Genomic DNA, 18,819 nt, shown 5'->3' on the forward strand with positions numbered 1-18,819 from the left:
GGGATTCTTGTTTTATTAAACTGTTGCTGCAACGTCTACAGGCAACGGAATTTGATTTTGAAGTAAATCTTCGAATTTTTCGTGAGCTCTAATTAAATAGCCTTGGCCATTCATCCATAAAACCTCTGCTGGTTTGTATCTTGAATTGTAATTTGAAGACATCGAGAAGCAATAGGCTCCCGCATTACGGAATGATAAAATATCGCCCTCTTTTATTTCAGCAATTCTTCTGTTGGTTGCAAAAGTATCCGTTTCACAAATGTATCCCACCACAGAGTAAAAACGCTCTTTTCCTTTTGGATTAGAGATGTTTTCTATAAAATGTGATGAACCATAAAGCATTGGTCGAATCAAGTGATTGAAACCACTGTCGATACCTGCAAATACGGTTGAGGTTGTTTGTTTAACCACATTTACTTTTGCTAAAAAGAAACCAGCTTCACTTACCAAGAATTTACCTGGTTCAAATATTAGAGTTAAATCTTTTCCATATTCAGTACAGAAAGCGTTGAATCTTTTTGATAATTTTTTGCCCAATTCATCAATATCGGTAGCGATATCATCTTTTTTGTAAGGAACTTTGAATCCGCTTCCGAAATCTAAAAACTCTAGGTTTTTGAAGTTTTTTGCAGCATCAAATAAAATTTCGGCAGCATATAAAAACACTTCAATGTCTAAAATATCTGATCCAGTATGCATATGAATCCCCACAATATTCATATTTGTGTTCTCAACAATACGAACCAAATGTGGTAATTGATGTACCGAAATACCAAATTTACTGTCGATATGTCCAACAGAAATATTTGCATTTCCACCGGCCATTACGTGTGGATTGATGCGGATACAAACCGGAACGTGTGGGTGTTTTGCACCAAATTGTTCCAATATAGATAAGTTATCGATATTGATTTGAACGCCCAAAGCGTGTACTTCCTCAATTTCTTCAAGAGAAACACCGTTTGGGGTATAAAATATTTTTTCTGGTGAGTAACCAGCATGTAGACCTAGTAAAACTTCTTGTATAGAAACAGTATCCAATCCAGAACCCATATCTCTCAATAGTTGCAAAATAGCAACATTGGACAATGCTTTCATTGCATAGTTGATGCGTAAATTAGGGACTTTAGAAAAAGCCTTCGTTAACCGATTGTACTGGGATTGTATTTTCTCTGCATCATACACATAAAGTGGACTGCCAAATTGTTCTGCTAATTGTAGTAAATCGTTTGCTTGCATCTTGCTCATTATTTTTTGGCAAATTTATTATTCTTTGATATTATCACCAAACAATTAAATGTTATTTAACAAAACATAACATTTTGTTTTATTTCAAACAAATAGTTCTTGTTGAGGTATAAATTTAACTTTATTTTAAAAATATAACTATCGTTAAAATTTTTAAAATTTTGTTGTTTTTACTATTAGTCTTGGTTTCATTATTAATTTTTTGAAGCAGAAAGATATGGTTTTTTCAGTAAGCATTGGTCCCGCTTTTCGCTATATCTTTTCCTTTTTAAAGAAAAAAGAAAAAGGATGCCGCTTCAATCGGGGCTAAAGATAGAGAATTTGCTTTTTTATAATTATCACTATAAAAAACATTAATAATAGAATTCAGGTTATCAGATAAAGATGTTTTATACATATTCCTCCCCTTTATGATTTCTTTTTAAACCAAAAAAAGACCTTGAAATGAATCAAGGTCTTTAGGAAACGTTTATACTTATGTTATACTCCTGGTAAATCTCCACCTTCTTTAGTAGGAAGGTTTGTAGTTCCCATTAAGTACAAATCTACTTGTCTGGCGGCCTCGCGACCTTCAGAGATAGCCCAAACAATTAATGATTGACCTCTTCTCATATCTCCAGCGGTAAATATGTTTGGAACATTTGTTTGGTATTTACCATATTCAGCTTTATAATTGCTTCTAAAATCTGTTTCAAGACCCAATTGTTCTGCCAAAGTTTTTTCTGGACCTGTAAATCCTAGTGCTAATAAAGCCAAGTCACAAGGCCATATTTTTTCAGAACCTTCAATTTCGATTAATTGAGGAGCCTTTCCAGGAACAATTTTCCACTCTACATTTACAGTTTTAAGAGCTGTTAATTTACCATTGGCATCTTTGATGAATTCTTTGGTATTGATTAACCAGTTTCTTACAACACCTTCTTTGTGAGAAGAAGAAGTTTTTAACTGTAAAGGCCAGAAAGGCCAAGGAGTTGTTTCGCTTCTTCCAACTGGTGGTTTTGGCATAATTTCGAAGTTTGTCACCGATTTTGCACCTTGACGGTTTGATGTTCCTACACAGTCAGAACCTGTATCTCCACCACCAATCACGATTACATCTTTTCCAGTAGCTAAAACTTGATCTTCAATTTTTTCTCCAAAAACAACTTTAGTTTGTTGCGTTAAGAAATCCATTGCCTGAACTACACCATCCGCATCAGCACCAGGGGTTGGTAAGCTTCTTCTTTGAGTAGCTCCACCACAAAGGACAATAGAATCAAATGCTTTTAAATCGTTGATATCATAGTTTACACCAACATTAGTATTTATTTTGAAAGTAATTCCTTCCGCTTCAAGAATGGCAATACGTCTGTCGATAATTTCTTTTTCCAATTTGAAATTAGGAATTCCGTAACGTAATAATCCACCAATTGCATTGTCTCTTTCAAAAACAGTAACAGTGTGTCCTGCTCTGTTTAATTGTTGCGCGGCTGCTAAACCAGCAGGTCCTGAACCAACAACAGCAATAGTTTTTCCAGTTCTTGTTTTTGGTGGTTGTGGTTTAATCCATCCTTCTGCAAAGGCACGTTCCACAATATTTTTTTCTATATTTTCAATAGAAATTGGCTCGTTGATGATTCCCAATACACATGCTTTCTCGCATGGCGCAGGACATAAGCGCCCTGTAAATTCAGGGAAGTTATTCGTTGAATGTAATATCCAAGAAGCTTTTTGCCATTCACCTTGGTGTACCATGTGGTTGAAATCGGGGATTAAATTCCCTAACGGACATCCACTGTGGCAAAATGGAATACCACAATCCATGCAACGAGATCCTTGTTTTGTAATTTCAGCATCACTCAAAGGAACTGTAAATTCTTTATAATGTCCTACACGCTCTTGTACTGCTGTGTATGATTCATCTTGTCTTTCGAATTCTTTAAAACCTGTTACTTTTCCCATTGTATTATGCTGTTAATTCTTCTACCATTTGAACCTCAGTTTCCAAACGCTTTAATGCTTTTTTGTATTCTGTAGGCATTACTTTTACAAAATTTTCTAGGCTTGCTTCCCAATCATTTAATAATTCGCTACCTTTTGTACTGTCTGTGTACGCAACGTGTCTTTCTATTAAATTTTTCAATTCATCAGCTTCTGTTCCTTCCACTTTTTCAAAATCGATAGATTCAGTGTTACATAAGCCATTTGTGAATTTGTTTTCAGGATCGTAAATATAAGCGATACCACCGCTCATACCTGCAGCAAAGTTTCTTCCTGTTCTACCTAGGACAACTACTTTTCCACCAGTCATGTATTCACAACCGTGATCTCCTACACCTTCAACTACTGCTGTGGCTCCTGAGTTACGAACTGCAAAACGTTCTCCTGCAATACCGTTGATGAAAGCTTCTCCTTCGATGGCTCCAAATAAACAAACGTTACCAACAATGATGTTTTCAGAGGCAACAAAAGTTGCTTTAGCTGGTTTCTTGATGATTAATTTGGCTCCGGATAATCCTTTTCCTAAATAATCATTTGTATTTCCTTCAACAGTAAAAGTCAATCCATGCGCACTGAATGCCCCGAAACTTTGTCCGGCAGAACCTGTGAAATTAACATTCAAGGTGTCTTCTGGTAAACCTAAGTGTCCGTATATTTTAGAAATTTCGTTACTAACAATAGCTCCCACAGAACGGTCGGTATTTTTAATAGGATATTCTAAAGTTGTTTTTTCTTTTCTGTATAAAGCACGGTGAGAATCTTTTAAGATTTGGAAATCCATTACGTCATCCAATCCATGATCTTGTTTCTCCGTGTTACGAACGGTCATGTATTTGTATTGATCCGGTCTGTGTAGGATAGAAGATAAATCTAATCCTTTGGCTTTATAGTGTGTAATTGCTTTGTTAGAATTGATTTTGTGTGTTTGACCAATCATTTCTTCCAGAGTTCTGAATCCAAGTTGCGCCATGATATCTCTTAACTCTTCTGCAACATAGTAGAAGAAGTTAATTACGTGTTCAGGTGTTCCTTTGAAGTTTTTACGTAATTCTTTGTCTTGAGTTGCAATACCTACAGGGCAAGTATTCAAGTGACATTTACGCATCATGATACAACCCGAAGCAACTAATGGAGCAGTAGCAAAACCAAATTCTTCGGCACCTAATAAAGCAGCTATAGCTACGTCACGACCCGTTTTTAATTGTCCGTCACATTCTACAACGATACGGCTTCTTAAGTTGTTTAATACCAAAGTTTGTTGTGCCTCGGCCAATCCAAGTTCCCAAGGAAGACCTGCGTGTTTCAATGATGTTAATGGAGAAGCTCCTGTACCACCATCATAACCGGCGATTAATACGACGTCAGCTTTTGCTTTGGCAACACCCGCAGCAATTGTTCCAACACCAACTTCAGAAACCAACTTCACGTTGATACGTGCTTCTCTGTTAGCATTTTTCAAATCGAAGATTAATTGAGCCAAATCTTCAATTGAATAGATATCGTGGTGTGGTGGAGGTGAAATCAATCCTACGAAAGGAGTTGAGTTACGAGCCGCTGCAATCCATGGCAATACTTTATCACCAGGCAATTGTCCACCTTCTCCAGGTTTTGCACCCTGAGCCATTTTAATCTGAATCTCTTTTGCGTTTGTCAAGTAGTGAGAAGTTACTCCAAAACGTCCAGAAGCTACCTGTTTGATAGCCGAGTTACGACTGTCACCATTTACATCTGGCTGGAAACGAGTTCTGTCTTCTCCACCTTCACCTGAATTGGATTTTCCTCCAATACGGTTCATTGCAATCGCCAAATTCTCGTGTGCTTCTCTAGAAATAGATCCGTAAGACATTGCACCCGTTTTGAAACGTTTTACAATAGCAGTCCAAGGTTCTACTTCGTCTAATGGAATTGGGTCTAAGTTGTCAAATTCAAATAAACCACGGATAGTCATTAAACTTTCAGCCTGATCATTTACTGTTTTAGCATATACATCATAACTAGCCTGATCGCTTAAACGTACAGCTTGTTGCAATTTTGCAATAGTAGTAGGGTTGAACATGTGTCTTTCCCCATTACGTCTCCATCTGTATTCTCCTCCAATGTTTAATCCTAAACGATTAGGAATTAGTACATCTGGGTATGCGTAGTTATATCTTTCGCTAATTTCTTTTTCAATTTCGTACAATCCGATACCTTCAATTCTTGAAGCGGTGTAAGGGAAGTATTTTTCAACGAATTTAGAGTTGAAACCAACAATTTCGAAAATTTGAGAACCTCTGTACGAGTGTAAAGTAGAGATTCCAATTTTGTTCATGATTTTTAAAATACCAGAACCAATTGCTTTGTTGAAGTTGTCAACCGCTTTTTGCTCGCTAATTCCAGTGATGAAACCTTCTTGTGCCTGAACACGAATGATTTCGTTAACCATATAAGGGTTGATTGCACTGGCACCGTATCCGAATAATGTTGCAAAATGATGTGGTTCGCGTGGCTCTGCTGATTCGATAATGATATCAAAATAAGAACGCTTGCGCAAACGGTTCATTTGGTGGTTGACATAAGAACAAGCTAGTAAAGCAGGGATAGGAGCAAATTCTTTATTTACACCTCTATCCGATAAGATAATGATGTTTGTTCCTCTGTCTACTGCTTTAGTGATTTGAACAATGATATCTTCTAATGCATTTTCTAAACCATTTAAACCTTTGCTTTTAGTATAAAGGATTTCAATAGTTTCTGCTTTGAAATTATCGATATCGATATTTCTGATTTTTTCTAAGTCATCGTTAGAAATAACCGGATTTTGAATTCTTAATTTTCTGCATTGTTTGCTTGAAATATCAAAAATATTTCTGTCTTGTCCTAAATTCAGAGCAATATCAGTAACAATTTCTTCACGAATACCATCCAAAGGAGGATTGGTAACTTGTGCGAATAATTGTTTGAAATAGTTAGGGATCAATTGAGGTCTGTCAGATAATACAGCAAGAGGAGTGTCGGTACCCATTGAACCAAGAGCTTCTTTTCCATCCTGGGCCATAGGGGTAATCATATCTTGAATATCCTCTAATGTATAATTAAATAAACGCTCTCTTGTTTTTAAATCGATAGTTTCAATAGGACAAACCTTATTCGTAGTAGGAACATCTCTTAGGTTCAAACGGTATTGTTTTAACCATTCTTGGTAAGGTCTTTCAGAAACAATTTTGCTTTTGATTTCCTCGTCATTGATGATACGTCCTTCGTTCATGTCTACAAGGAACATTTTTCCTGGCTCCAATCTACCGTGGCTTTCTACGTCTTCTGGATCGATGTTTACAACACCAATTTCTGATGCCATAATTAATTTACCACTCTTGGTTACAGTATAACGAGAAGGTCTCAAACCATTACGGTCTAATAAAGCTCCTACGTAATCACCATCTGAGAAAGGTACAGAAGCTGGTCCATCCCATGGCTCCATGATGCAAGCATTGTATTCGTAGAATGCTTTTCTTTCTTCAGACATGGTTTTGTGTTTTTCCCATGCTTCAGGAATCATCATCATCATTACTTCAGGCAATGATCTTCCGGTGTGTGTCAATAATTCAACCACCATATCCATAGAAGCTGAATCCGATTTTCCTGGTAAAATAATCGGGAATAATTTCTCAATTTGTGACCCAAAGACATCACTTTTCATGATTTCTTCACGAACACGCATTCTGCTTACGTTACCTCTCAAAGTGTTGATTTCACCATTTTGACACATGTATCTAAAAGGTTGAGATAATTCCCAAGTAGGCATTGTATTAGTAGAGAAACGTTGGTGTACTAACGCTAAACGAGTTACTAAATCCGTTTGTTGCAAGTCAGTATAATATGGCCCAATATCTTCGGGCATGATAATACCTTTATATATTAAGGTAGTAGTAGATAAACTAGGTACGTAAAAATAAGAGCTTTGCGATATTTTAGAATTCGCAATAGTGTGCTCAGTTATTTTACGGGCAGCATATAGCTTAGCTTTAAATGTAGCTTCGTCAATGTCAATAGCTTCTGGTTTTCCAACAAAAATTTGTTCGATAGTAGGTTCTGAAGCAGCGGCAATTTCACCTAGTTGCGTAGAATCTACAGGAACTTCTCTCCATCCTAAAACAGAAAGTCCTTGCGCTTTAATTTCTTTTTCAAATATGTCTTTACAATAAACATATTGATTTTGATTTTTAGGCAAAAATACCATCCCAACAGCATATTCACGTGCAGCAGGTAATTTGAAATCACAAACTCTATTGAAGTACTCATGGGGAATGTCAATCAAAAGTCCAGCTCCATCTCCCGTTTTTCCGTCAGCACTTACACCACCACGGTGCTCTAGTTTTACTAGAATTTCTAATGCGTCGTGAATAATTTGATTTGTTTTCTCACCTTTAAGGTTGCAGATAAAACCAGCTCCACAGTTTTCATGCTCGAATTCTGGCAAATAAAGGCCTTGTTCTTTAATTCTCATGCTTGATATTTTTTTTTACAAAATTAAAGATTTCATAACACATACCTAAGAAATGGAACACTTAGCATATATTTTTGTTATAAAATTAAAAAAGGTATGTATAATTGATAATAATGCGGAATTTTTACTTTTCAATTGTCATATCTTCAAAATTTATTTTATAGTTTTTCAAAAACCCATCTTTTTTGTAATAATTATATGATTATACTTTTTTGAATTTTTTATTTTAACAAAAAAGCGAATAATTTTTAAATTTTTCACACGATAACGATTGAGATAAAGAATTCGTTAATTATTAACCCAAGAGGTGAAATTCAGTTTAAATAAAAAATCAAGCACATAGATACATAGATTTAATAGTAAATCATTAAAGATTGAATAGAAATAGTATTATTTTTCACATAGATTAGCTATGTGAGGAGTAAAACGACTATCAAGTCTTTTTTAAATACAATAAATTCTATGTTTCTATGTGTTTAAAAATAATTACACCCATCGAGTTAATTATTGTTTTTTATCAGTTATTATAATTAAAAAAAATTTCAAGTAAACTAAATTTTGCTATTTTTGTGGCACTTTTATTCTGAAATAGATTCAGAATCCAGACAAAATCTATATTATGAACATACACGAATATCAAGGAAAAGAAATTTTAGCTAGCTATGGAGTTCGCATTCAACGAGGAATCGTTGCTAATAGCCCAGTAGAAGCGGTAGCCGCTGCAAAACAATTAACTGCCGAAACCGGTACAAGCTGGTATGTTGTAAAAGCGCAGATACACGCAGGTGGTCGTGGAAAAGGAGGCGGAGTTAAACTTGCAAAAGGTCTTGACAAAGTTGAAGGAATTGCGAGCGAAATAATCGGAATGCAATTGATTACTCCTCAAACTTCTGCTGAAGGAAAAAAAGTTCACAAAGTTTTAATTGCTGAGGATGTTTATTATCCAGGTGAAAGTGAAACTTCTGAGTTTTATGTTTCTGTTCTTTTGAATAGAGCTACAGGTCGTAACATGATTATGTATTCTACTGAAGGTGGAATGGATATCGAAGAAGTAGCTGAACACACACCTCATTTGATTTTTACAGAAGAAATCGATCCGGCTGTAGGATTACAAGGTTTCCAAGCAAGAAGAATTGCTTTTAACTTAGGTCTTTCTGGAAATGCTTTCAAAGAAATGGTTAAATTCATCGACTCTTTATATAATGCATATATTGGTTCTGATGCTTCTATGTTTGAAATCAACCCGGTTTTGAAAACTTCGGATGATAAAATTTTGGCGGTAGACGCTAAAGTAAATATCGATGATAATGCTTTGTACAGACAAAAGAAATATGCTGATATGCGTGATATTCGTGAGGAAAATCCAATCGAAGTTGAAGCAAAAGAAGTAGGATTGAACTATGTAGATCTTGACGGTACTGTAGGTTGTATGGTAAACGGAGCTGGTCTTGCAATGGCAACTATGGATTTGATTAAGTATGCTGGTTTTGAACCTGCAAACTTCCTTGACGTAGGAGGAACTGCCGATGCAAAACGTGTTGAAACCGCTTTCCGTATCATCTTGAAAGATCCAAACGTAAAAGCAATTTTGATCAATATCTTTGGAGGAATCGTCCGTTGTGACCGTGTTGCTCAAGGTGTTGTTGATGCATACAAAAACATGGGAGATGCAATAAAAGTGCCAATCATTGTTCGTTTGCAAGGAACTAATGCTGAGATTGCAAAAGAATTAATTGATAATTCTGGAATGCCAATCTTATCTGCAGTACAATTCCAAGAAGCTGCTGATCAAGTTCAAGCTGCACTTTCTTAATTGAAATAAAAAAAGTTTATATATTTTAGAAAATCCTGAGTGAGAGCTCAGGATTTTTTGTTTAGATAAACAAAATGATTTTGATAATAAATTAAAGTTATCCTAAGTATTCTTTAATCTCTTATTCATGGCGTATCTTTATACTTTATTTTAATGTAGCCAAAAATGAAACTTCATATTCAAAATAATTTCATTACTGAATTGCCAGCTGATCCCAATGAAATCAATATTCCAAGGCAGGTCGAGAAAGCTTGTTTTTCCTACGTAACACCGAAACAGCCCTCCAATCCGTCTTTGATTCATGCTTCGGCTGAAGTGGCAAATATGGTGGGATTGTCGCAGGAGGACATTCTTTCGGTTGATTTTTTAAATGTTTTTTCGGGAAATGCCGTTTATCCTGATACAAGACCTTATGCTTTGAGTTATGCCGGACATCAGTTTGGTAACTGGGCAGGGCAATTGGGTGACGGACGCGCTATTAATTTAACTGAAGTCGTTCATAATGATACGTTATTTACATTGCAATTGAAAGGGGCAGGACCTACACCATATTCCCGAACTGCCGATGGTTTTGCAGTGTTGCGTTCCTCGATTCGAGAACATTTATGTGCCGAAGCGATGCATTATCTAGGTGTCCCAACTACTCGTTCACTTTCATTAATGCTGTCTGGCGATCCCGTTTTACGTGATATTCTTTATAACGGAAACCCGGCTTATGAAAAAGGAGCGATTGTTTGTAGAGTAGCGCCATCGTTTATTCGCTTTGGAAATTTTGAATTGTTTGCGTCCAGAAATGATCTTGTTACGCTTAAATTATTGGCAGATTATACCATTAAACATCATTTTCCGGAAATTAAAAGTGAAGACAAACAAAAATATGTTGACTTTTTTCAAACGGTGAGCCAAACGACTCTTGATATGATTATTCATTGGCAAAGGGTAGGTTTTGTTCACGGAGTCATGAATACCGATAATATGTCTATTCACGGAATTACAATTGATTATGGTCCTTACGGATGGCTGGAAGATTATGATTCTGGTTGGACACCTAATACAACAGACAGACAGCATAAAAGATACCGTTTTGGAAATCAACCCAATATTGCGCTTTGGAATTTATATCAATTGGCAAATGCTATGTTTCCTTTGGTTAATGATGCCAAACCTTTGGAAGAAATTCTCAATGATTTTGGTACTAATTATAAAGTGGGCTATTTGAATATGATGCGAAATAAACTTGGTTTTAAGACAACGAAGGAAGAAGATGCTGTTTTGATAGAAAGTTTGACCGAATTGCTTCAATTGGCAGAAACCGATATGACTATTTTCTTTAGAAATTTAGCTACTATTTTAAAAACGGATTCGGCTCAAATTGCTTTTGATAAAATAAAAGAATCTTTTTATAATGAAAAAGGTCTTGATGAATCTGCTTTGAATAATTGGCAGACATGGCTCGGGTATTATATTGACCGAATTAATGGAGAAACTCTTTCAGATGACGAAAGAAAAGAACTGATGGATACGGTAAATCCTAAATATGTTTTGCGAAATTATATGGCGCAATTGTGTATTGACGCTGCCGACAAAGGAGATTATTCTTTATTGAATGAATTGAATGAATTGCTGAAAAAACCTTATGATGAACAGCCTGAGAATCAAAAATGGTTTGCCAAAAGACCTGATTGGGCAAGGGACAAAGTGGGTTGTTCTATGTTAAGTTGTAGTTCGTAAAGACTTTTTTAAGCAAATGTTACCAAAATTTTGTTTGCGTTTAATTGATGAGAATACCGTTTTATTGCTTTTTTAATACTTTTTTTTCGAATAAATTTTAGACAGTTTTTTCGATTGTTTATAATTGAATAAAAAACAAATGAGGCTGTCTAAAATAGGCAGCCTCATATTTTTTATGCAATCTAAATTTGATAAGTTTAGGATTTTTTGTTTTTGCCAAAATTGAATTTTACTTTTTCGACGACAGACTGCTTTCCGTTTCCTTTTGGGAATTTCTTTTTGGCAGGTTTTTTTGCTGCTCCATCAGATTTACCTGGTGCTTGATCACCTCTTGATTTTTCTGGGTCTTTTGCTTTTGGTTTGAATTCAGGTCTTTTAGAATCACCTTCTTTTGCAGGGATTTGAGCTTTGTGTTTGGCAATAACCTCATTTGGATTTTTAGGATTTTCTTTGGTTCCTCTCAAATGAATCACCAATCCGTTAAGGAAATTACGTAAAACCTGATCGCCACATTCCATGTAATTTGGGTGTTTCTCGTCGCGGAAAAAAGCGCCCAATTCTGATTTTGAAATTCTAAAATCTACCAATTCTAAAATTTCTACTATTTGGTCATCTCGTAACATCAAGGCTACTCGAAGTTTTTTGAATATATCGTTATTTGTCATTTTTCATTATTTAAAAGGCAAAGATACACATTTGCAAAATCAATTAGACATTATTGTTGCTGTGACAGTAAAACACTTTGCCAATTGTTTGAAATTAGATTTTAATTGGATTATTTTTGACTAACGATAATGAGAATTGTTTTCTGAAAATTGTTTAAAATATTTCAAAGGGTATTTCAATGAAAAAAATCATACTAAGTTTAATGTTGTTTTTTGGGCTAATGTCGACTCAGGCTCAGTCAGGATATGATATTAGAATTAATTTAAAAAATTGCAAAGATACTATAGCCTATTTGGCCTATTATCAATTTGACAAACTGTACATTTCTGATACTTGCAAAAAAGTAGTCAACGGAAATATTGTTTTCAAGGGGAAAAAGAATTTAGACAAAGGTGTTTATTTTCTGCTAAGTCAGGAAAAAGGAAATTATTTTGACTTCATTGTTGATGAGCAATCTCAAAAACAGCAGATTATTTCGGATAAAACCAATTTGGTTACAAATCTCAAAGCGGTTAATTCAAAACAGAACGAAAATTTTTTTAGCTATATTCGTTTTATTTCGGCAAAAAACAAGGAATATGATAGTTTTAAAAAATCTGTGAAAGAGCAGAAAAGAGCTGATTCTACAGCTGTTTTGACCAAGGAATTTAAAGTCTTGAATGAATCCATTCAGGAAAATGATTCAAAATACATTGCCGAAAACAAAGGGAATTATCTTTCTGAAATTATCAATTTAAAGACTGAAAAAGTAGCCAAGGAAGTTCCCAAAGCTTCTAATGGAAGACCGGACAGCATTTTTGTTTATCATTATTTCAAAAAACATTTTTGGGATGGAGTTAATTTTCAGGATGATGCCATGATGCGCAATCCTTTTTTTGCCAATAAAATAAAACAATATTTTAATTCGGTTGTGGTGCAGCATCCCGATTCTATTTGTGCCGAAATAGATAGGATGATGATGAAAACCAAGCAAGGGACTAAGATGAATATGCTTTTATTGGCTTATTTTACTTCAACTTATGAGATTCCAAAAATAATGGGAATGGACAAAGTTTTTGTATATATGGTTGATAATTACTTTAAAACGGGAAAAGCCAAGGGTGTTTATGATGACAGCGTAATCAAACTTATTATCAATAGAGGTAATACTTTGGCACCACTGCAACTCGGAAAAACGGCGCCAGATTTATATATGATAGACATTCCAGGTCATGATAAAATTGCCAAAATGGGGTTTGATACAGCCAAAACTAGTGAAGAAATTACCAAAATTTATTATGATAATAAATCGGAAATTGAGAAAAATTACGTGACTTTATCCAGCATAAAAGCGGACTATCTTGTGCTCCTCTTTTGGGATATAGATTGCGGTCATTGCCAAAAAGAAGTACCTAAAATTCTGGAAATGTATCATGATTTTCTAAAAGAAAAGAAAGATGTAAAAGTTTTTGGGGTTTACACACAAAATGAATTTGACAAATACAAAAAATACATTAGTGATAATAAAGTCGATTGGATTAATGTTTATGATGGTGTTCACATCAACAATCTGAAGGATAAATACGATGTTGTGACAACGCCAGTGATTTATATTCTCGATAAAAATAAAGTCATAAAGGCTAAAGGAATTGGCTCAGAATCTATAAAAAGCATTATTGGACAAATGGAAAAAGAGTACGCTAAGAAATAGTCTGCTTCGGGTAGAGATTCACCTTTTTTATTGTTTCACTGAGATTCGCGGAGCTTACGCAGAGATTCACAGAGTTTTTATAAATTGTTTTGCACTGTTGCACAAAGTAAAAAAACAGAGAATCACGGAGTTTTTATAATTCTTTGCGAATCTCTGTGTTTATTTTGTGAGTCTCTGCGTAACCTTTTTTACTATTTATAACCCAACCAAAGAAAAGCATTTGTAAAACCATCACGCCATAATTTTTCATTGTGATGACCGCCTTTTACAATTACTTTTTTGTTGAGATGAAGGCAGTAACAACGGTTTGTGTTCAACAAGGTTTCCATGTGATTGAGATCGGTTACCATACTGTCATCATCCCCTTCAGAATCGCCGCAGAGGAAATAAATTTTGGCTTTAAGTTTTTTGCTGTTTGACATATAATCATTGATATCCTTTCGGTTAATCCAAAAAGCGGGAGAAAAAACGCCAGCTTTACCAAATACTTCTGGATATTTTATAACAGCATAAAAAGAAACTAAACCACCCAATGAACTTCCCATTATGGTAGTGTTTTTGGCATTGGATTTTGTTCGGTATTTTTTGTCGATTTCAGGTTTTAGGTTGTTCACGATAAAGTCAAGATATTTATCAGCATTACCTCCTCCGTATTTTTCGTTTTTATATGGAGTCAATTCTTCCAGTCGTTTTTCACCACCGTTTTCAATACCTACGACGATGACCTGTGCCTTCAAACTGTCTAGTTTTTCATCCACATTCCATTCGCCTGCAAAGGAAGTTTTTGCATCAAATAAATTTTGAGCATCATGCATATAAATGACAGGATATTTTTTGGTCGAAGTTTCGTAGTTTTTAGGTAAATACAGCCATATTTTTCGGTTCGTTTTTAGCTGTGGAGCTTCAACAGTAAAAGAGGAAACCTGTCTGGATGCAGTGCTTTCCTGTGCTTTTGTTTCAGTAAAAAATAAAAATAGCAGAAGGATATAGATTAATTTCAAGAGGTTTTATTTTTTTATTGGTGTTTTATAAAGTATCTTATATACTCAGTTGACAAAGTTAATTATGTTTTATAAAAAATTGCATTAGAGTTATTTTCAAATTGTTTTACGAAGTCTAATCTTTGCTTTGCAGAAAATTTTGTACTTCAGTAAAATAGTCATCACCGAAATGCGTCATAAATTTTCCATTTGGTTTTACAATAAAAAAAGCTGCACAAATTTCATTATTCGTAAATACATTATTTGCAAAATATCCAGAATCTAAAATTAAATTAAAATTTTTGGGATAATATTGTTTTAAAGGTGAATCCCCTTTGTAAACAAAATAATCGACAGCATTATTTTCACTAGTCATTTGCTTAGAAATGTTGATGATATTTTTTGTCACTCTTTTTATTTCGTTGTTGTCAAAGCGTATTAAAATGCAATTCCGTGCATCCTGTTGGTAATTTATAAGAATTGATTTGTCTCTTGGTATTGTTGTCTTTAACTCTCTTTCTAATTCTTTTATCAAGGTATTATAATGTTCAGTTGTAAGTTGACCTGAATACGTTTTTGCAGCTTTTTCATACTCCCTATTTGGATAACTATTATATTTAGTCGAACAAGAAAGAGTTACTATAAATGCTAGTAAAACCAAGAATTTATATGCCGATGTTATTTTTTTAGAAATTATATATGCTGTCATAATTAGTATTTCTAATTTAATTATTTTTGTTTGATATAAATATAACATCTTTTATTTGTTTTTTGTCAAAATATACGCACTTTTATATGGTTAGCGTGTTTTTTGGAATGATGATAATCAATAAATTAAACTTTGATATTGTATTTTAGCAATAAAAATAAATAGCATGGGAACAAAGGAAGAAAAAATCAGTTTATTGTCCGAAATGATTGCCTTTTCAGTTATTGATGGCCGGTTGCATGACAGAGAATACCAATTTCTTTGGATTGTTGCTCAAGAATTGGGTATTGACAAAAAAGAGTTTAGGGATTTGTTTCATCAGGAATTGCCAACAGGTGTTTTAAAAACTGAATTTGAAAGAGTTCAACAGTTTTATCGTTTGGCATTGTTGATGCATGTCGATGGCGAGTTACACCAAAAAGAAGAAGATGCCATTCGGCAAATTGCCATAAATATGGGATTGAACCCTAGTGCAACAAGTCGAATTCTTAAATTGATGAAAACTGCTCCAACTGCTATAATTTCTCCCGAAGTTTTATTAGAACATTTTCAGGAACAACATAATTAAATTTTTTCCTGCAAAGCTTTAATTTCATCACGAAGTTTTGCTGCGTGTATAAAATCCAAATCTTTGGCAGCTTTTTCCATGGCTTTTCGCTTTTCGCGAATGAGTTTTTCCAAATCGGGTTTGGACATATAAGCTGTTTCCGGTTCTGCAGCCAATTTTTCGATATGTCCTAATTCATATTCTACCAATTTATTGTTGGTAAAGACATTGTCTAATTTTTTGTTTAAGGCTTGTGGAACAATATTGTTTTCGGTGTTGTAATTTATTTGTTTGGTTCTGCGGTAATTGGTTTCGTCTATTGTTTTTTGCATGCTGTTGGTGATTTTTTCAGCATACATTATGGCCTTACCGTTCAGGTTTCTGGCGGCACGACCAATTGTTTGGGTTAAGGAACGATGGCTTCTTAAAAAACCTTCTTTGTCAGCATCCAAAATCGCAACCAAAGACACTTCGGGCAAATCCAATCCTTCTCTCAATAAGTTTACCCCAATCAGAACATCGAACAATCCTTTTCGTAAATCCTGCATAATTTCGATTCGTTCCAAAGTATCCACATCAGAGTGAATGTATCGACAGCGAATGGAAACCTTCGCTAGATATTTTGCTAGTTCCTCTGCCATTCTTTTGGTAAGAGTTGTGACAAGAACACGTTCGTCTAACTCACACCGTTGTTGAATTTCCTCAATCAAATCATCAATTTGGTTCAAACTCGGGCGAATTTCAATAACAGGATCTATCAAACCAGTAGGACGAATGATTTGTTCTACATAAACGCCATCGCATTTTTGCAATTCATAATCGGCTGGGGTGGCCGAGACATAAATCACTTGGTTTTGCATCGCCTCAAATTCTTCAAATTTAAGCGGACGGTTGTCCATCGCAGCAGGCAGTCGGAATCCATATTCTACTAGATTTTCTTTTCGGCTGCGGTCACCACCATACATCGCGTGAACCTGAGAAACCGTTACGTGACTTTCGTCAACAACCATCAGATAATCTTTTGGGAAATAATCAAGCAAACAGAAAGGTCTGGTGCCGGCTTCCCTTCCGTCAAGGTAACGTGAATAGTTTTCGATTCCAGAGCAATAACCCAGCTCCCGAATCATTTCCAAGTCAAAATTCGTGCGCTCTTCGAGTCTTTTGGCTTCGAGGTGCTTGCCAATTTCTTTGAAATAATCCACCTGTTTGACTAAATCCTGTTGGATTTCCCAAATCGCATTTTGCAAAACATCTGGTGAAGTCACAAACATATTGGCGGGATAAATAGTGAGCTTTTCATAACGCTCAATGACTTTTGAAGTCTTTATGTCAAAGCTTTCGATTTCTTCTATTTCATCTCCAAAAAAGTGAATCCGGAAAGCGTCATCAGCATAACTTGGATATACTTCAACGGTATCACCTTTGATTCTGAAATTTCCTGGAGTGAAATCGGCTTCTGTTCTGGAATATAAACTTTGGACCAGACTATGCAGTAATTTAGTTCTCGAAATAACCTGATCCCGTTCTATGGCAATAACATTTTTTTGAAATTCTACAGGATTTCCAATACCATACAAGCAGGAAACAGAAGCTACCACCAAAATATCTCTTCTGCCCGAAAGCAGGGAAGAGGTGGTGCTCAAACGCATTTTCTCCAATTCTTCATTGATGGATAAATCCTTCTCAATGAAAACACCAGTAACAGGCATAAAAGCTTCAGGCTGATAATAATCGTAATAAGAAACAAAATATTCGACGGCATTATTCGGGAAAAATTGTTTGAACTCCGAATACAATTGTGCTGCTAAAGTTTTGTTGTGTGCCAAAACCAAAGTAGGCCTTTGCACTTCCTGAATCACATTGGCTACCGTAAAGGTTTTTCCAGAACCGGTAACACCCAATAAGGTTTGATATTGTTCGCCCGCCTCAATACCTTGAGCCAATTTCTTTATGGCTTGCGGTTGGTCGCCTTTTGGACTGTAATCAGATATGACTTGGAAATTCATTTAGTTTTTTTTCAGAAAAGCAAAGTTACAAAGGAATTTAAGAAAAAAGAGTTTAGAAAATTTTAAATTCATTAAGCTAACTTTATGGGGTGTAAATTCAAAACAAGATATTCTTTTTATTTTTTAAGGAACATTTACCTTTGCTTTCAAGCTATTTAGAGTTTGTTCGGATAATTCCTCATCATCTTTTGACACAAAGAGGTTTGTTCCGTGAATTAAATTATTTCTAAAAGAAATTAATTCGATTAAATTATTTCTTAATGATAAATTTATTTTGTCTTCATCATATAAAATATTAGCCAGTTTCGTTTGGGTAATCTTTTTTCTTCTGATGTTTCCATAATAATTGAGGCCAGTATTGTATTGGTCAAGAATCTGCTCAATTTGATTGTAATTTTTTAAGAAATTTTCAAGACTTCCTTTTTCATTTGTTTTATTTTTGGTGGTAAGCTTTCTTAATTCTTCGCTGGCAATTTCAAAACTTTTTGGGTTCAAAATTTTTATGACAAAAGAAACTATAAGAATTAATTCGGTGATAATTGTTGCCGTTGAAATATTAATTAAAACGTTTATTAATATAAAGTGATTACTCGTTTCAATTAGGATTACCAAAAAGCAAAGCAAAATGGATAAGATTGTTATAGTACTGATATTTACGATTGACTCAAAATAATTGGCTCTGAGTAATTGAATAATTTCTTCAAAAGTCTCATCTTTTTCGGCCTTTCTGTCAAGTTCGTTTCTAAGAAATATGTATCCTGTAATGATAAGACCATATATTGCGGCTATGACTTGTGAAGCTGCGGAAAATAAATATAAAATCTGGTTTTCGTTTAAACAAAATATTGGATGAATAAAATAAAACACCACACTAAAGGTGGAAAATAACATCCAAATTATAAAATTGGGCTTTGATCTTTTTTTAATGAGTGATATTTTAATATTTCTTGCTTGGTCAATCAT

The 18,819-nt window shown here is 34.7% G+C and carries 12 protein-coding genes; 4 read left to right on the forward strand and 8 right to left on the reverse strand.

The annotated features are described in order from the left end of the window. Positions 1 to 15: 15 nt before the first annotated feature. The 3 genes from lysA to gltB all read right to left on the reverse strand — a co-directional run bounded on the left by lysA (position 16) and on the right by gltB (position 7,714). On the reverse strand, positions 16 to 1,239 hold the full coding sequence (lysA, locus tag EM308_RS09155) for a diaminopimelate decarboxylase (protein ID WP_035640244.1): 1,224 nt from the start codon (positions 1,237 to 1,239) through the stop codon (positions 16 to 18). A 489-nt stretch (positions 1,240 to 1,728) separates the two neighbouring features. After that, the gene (locus EM308_RS09160) at positions 1,729 to 3,189 is read right to left on the reverse strand and encodes a glutamate synthase subunit beta (protein ID WP_035638273.1); all 1,461 of its coding nucleotides are present in this window, start codon (positions 3,187 to 3,189) and stop codon (positions 1,729 to 1,731) included. A 4-nt stretch (positions 3,190 to 3,193) separates the two neighbouring features. Beyond that, positions 3,194 to 7,714: a glutamate synthase large subunit gene (gene gltB / locus EM308_RS09165; RefSeq protein WP_231560024.1), complete on the reverse strand. Its 4,521-nt coding sequence runs from the start codon at positions 7,712 to 7,714 to the stop codon at positions 3,194 to 3,196. Between the two features lie 619 nt (positions 7,715 to 8,333). Here gltB and sucC point away from each other — a divergent pair. Then, positions 8,334 to 9,527 carry an ADP-forming succinate--CoA ligase subunit beta gene (sucC, locus tag EM308_RS09170; RefSeq protein WP_035633776.1) on the forward strand — a complete coding sequence of 398 codons (1,194 nt, stop codon included), beginning with the start codon at positions 8,334 to 8,336 and terminating at the stop codon, positions 9,525 to 9,527. Positions 9,528 to 9,692: 165 nt separating this feature from the next. Then, complete coding sequence (locus EM308_RS09175; RefSeq protein WP_035633773.1) at positions 9,693 to 11,258, forward strand: protein adenylyltransferase SelO; 1,566 nt, start codon at positions 9,693 to 9,695, stop codon at positions 11,256 to 11,258. Between the two features lie 197 nt (positions 11,259 to 11,455). Here the strand turns inward: EM308_RS09175 and EM308_RS09180 are convergent, their stop codons facing one another. Further along, complete coding sequence (locus EM308_RS09180; RefSeq protein ID WP_035633770.1) at positions 11,456 to 11,923, reverse strand: DUF1456 family protein; 468 nt, start codon at positions 11,921 to 11,923, stop codon at positions 11,456 to 11,458. Positions 11,924 to 12,102: 179 nt separating this feature from the next. Here EM308_RS09180 and EM308_RS09185 point away from each other — a divergent pair, with 179 nt between their 5' ends. Further along, complete coding sequence (locus tag EM308_RS09185) at positions 12,103 to 13,614, forward strand: thioredoxin-like domain-containing protein (RefSeq protein WP_035633766.1); 1,512 nt, start codon at positions 12,103 to 12,105, stop codon at positions 13,612 to 13,614. Positions 13,615 to 13,805: 191 nt separating this feature from the next. Here the strand turns inward: EM308_RS09185 and EM308_RS09190 are convergent, their stop codons facing one another. Both EM308_RS09190 and EM308_RS09195 read right to left on the reverse strand, forming a co-directional pair. Continuing rightward, on the reverse strand, positions 13,806 to 14,615 hold the full coding sequence (locus EM308_RS09190) for an alpha/beta hydrolase (RefSeq protein WP_035633765.1): 810 nt from the start codon (positions 14,613 to 14,615) through the stop codon (positions 13,806 to 13,808). A 115-nt stretch (positions 14,616 to 14,730) separates the two neighbouring features. Then, positions 14,731 to 15,303 carry a hypothetical protein gene (locus EM308_RS09195; RefSeq protein ID WP_035633762.1) on the reverse strand — a complete coding sequence of 191 codons (573 nt, stop codon included), beginning with the start codon at positions 15,301 to 15,303 and terminating at the stop codon, positions 14,731 to 14,733. A 166-nt stretch (positions 15,304 to 15,469) separates the two neighbouring features. Here EM308_RS09195 and EM308_RS09200 point away from each other — a divergent pair, with 166 nt between their 5' ends. After that, on the forward strand, positions 15,470 to 15,871 hold the full coding sequence (locus tag EM308_RS09200; protein ID WP_035633759.1) for a tellurite resistance TerB family protein: 402 nt from the start codon (positions 15,470 to 15,472) through the stop codon (positions 15,869 to 15,871). Here EM308_RS09200 and uvrB read toward each other — a convergent pair. Both uvrB and EM308_RS09210 read right to left on the reverse strand, forming a co-directional pair. Then, positions 15,868 to 17,856 (reverse strand): excinuclease ABC subunit UvrB, encoded by a 1,989-nt coding sequence (gene uvrB, locus EM308_RS09205; RefSeq protein WP_035633757.1) that lies wholly within the window; start codon positions 17,854 to 17,856, stop codon positions 15,868 to 15,870. The genes EM308_RS09200 and uvrB overlap by 4 nt on opposite strands. Before the next feature lie 123 nt (positions 17,857 to 17,979). Further along, positions 17,980 to 18,747, reverse strand: a complete 768-nt coding sequence (locus EM308_RS09210; RefSeq protein WP_156101292.1) for a hypothetical protein — start codon at positions 18,745 to 18,747, stop codon at positions 17,980 to 17,982. Positions 18,748 to 18,819: the final 72 nt, after the last annotated feature.

Origin of the sequence: Flavobacterium gilvum (genome assembly GCF_001761465.1) — a bacterium.
Lineage (GTDB): Bacteria > Bacteroidota > Bacteroidia > Flavobacteriales > Flavobacteriaceae > Flavobacterium > Flavobacterium gilvum.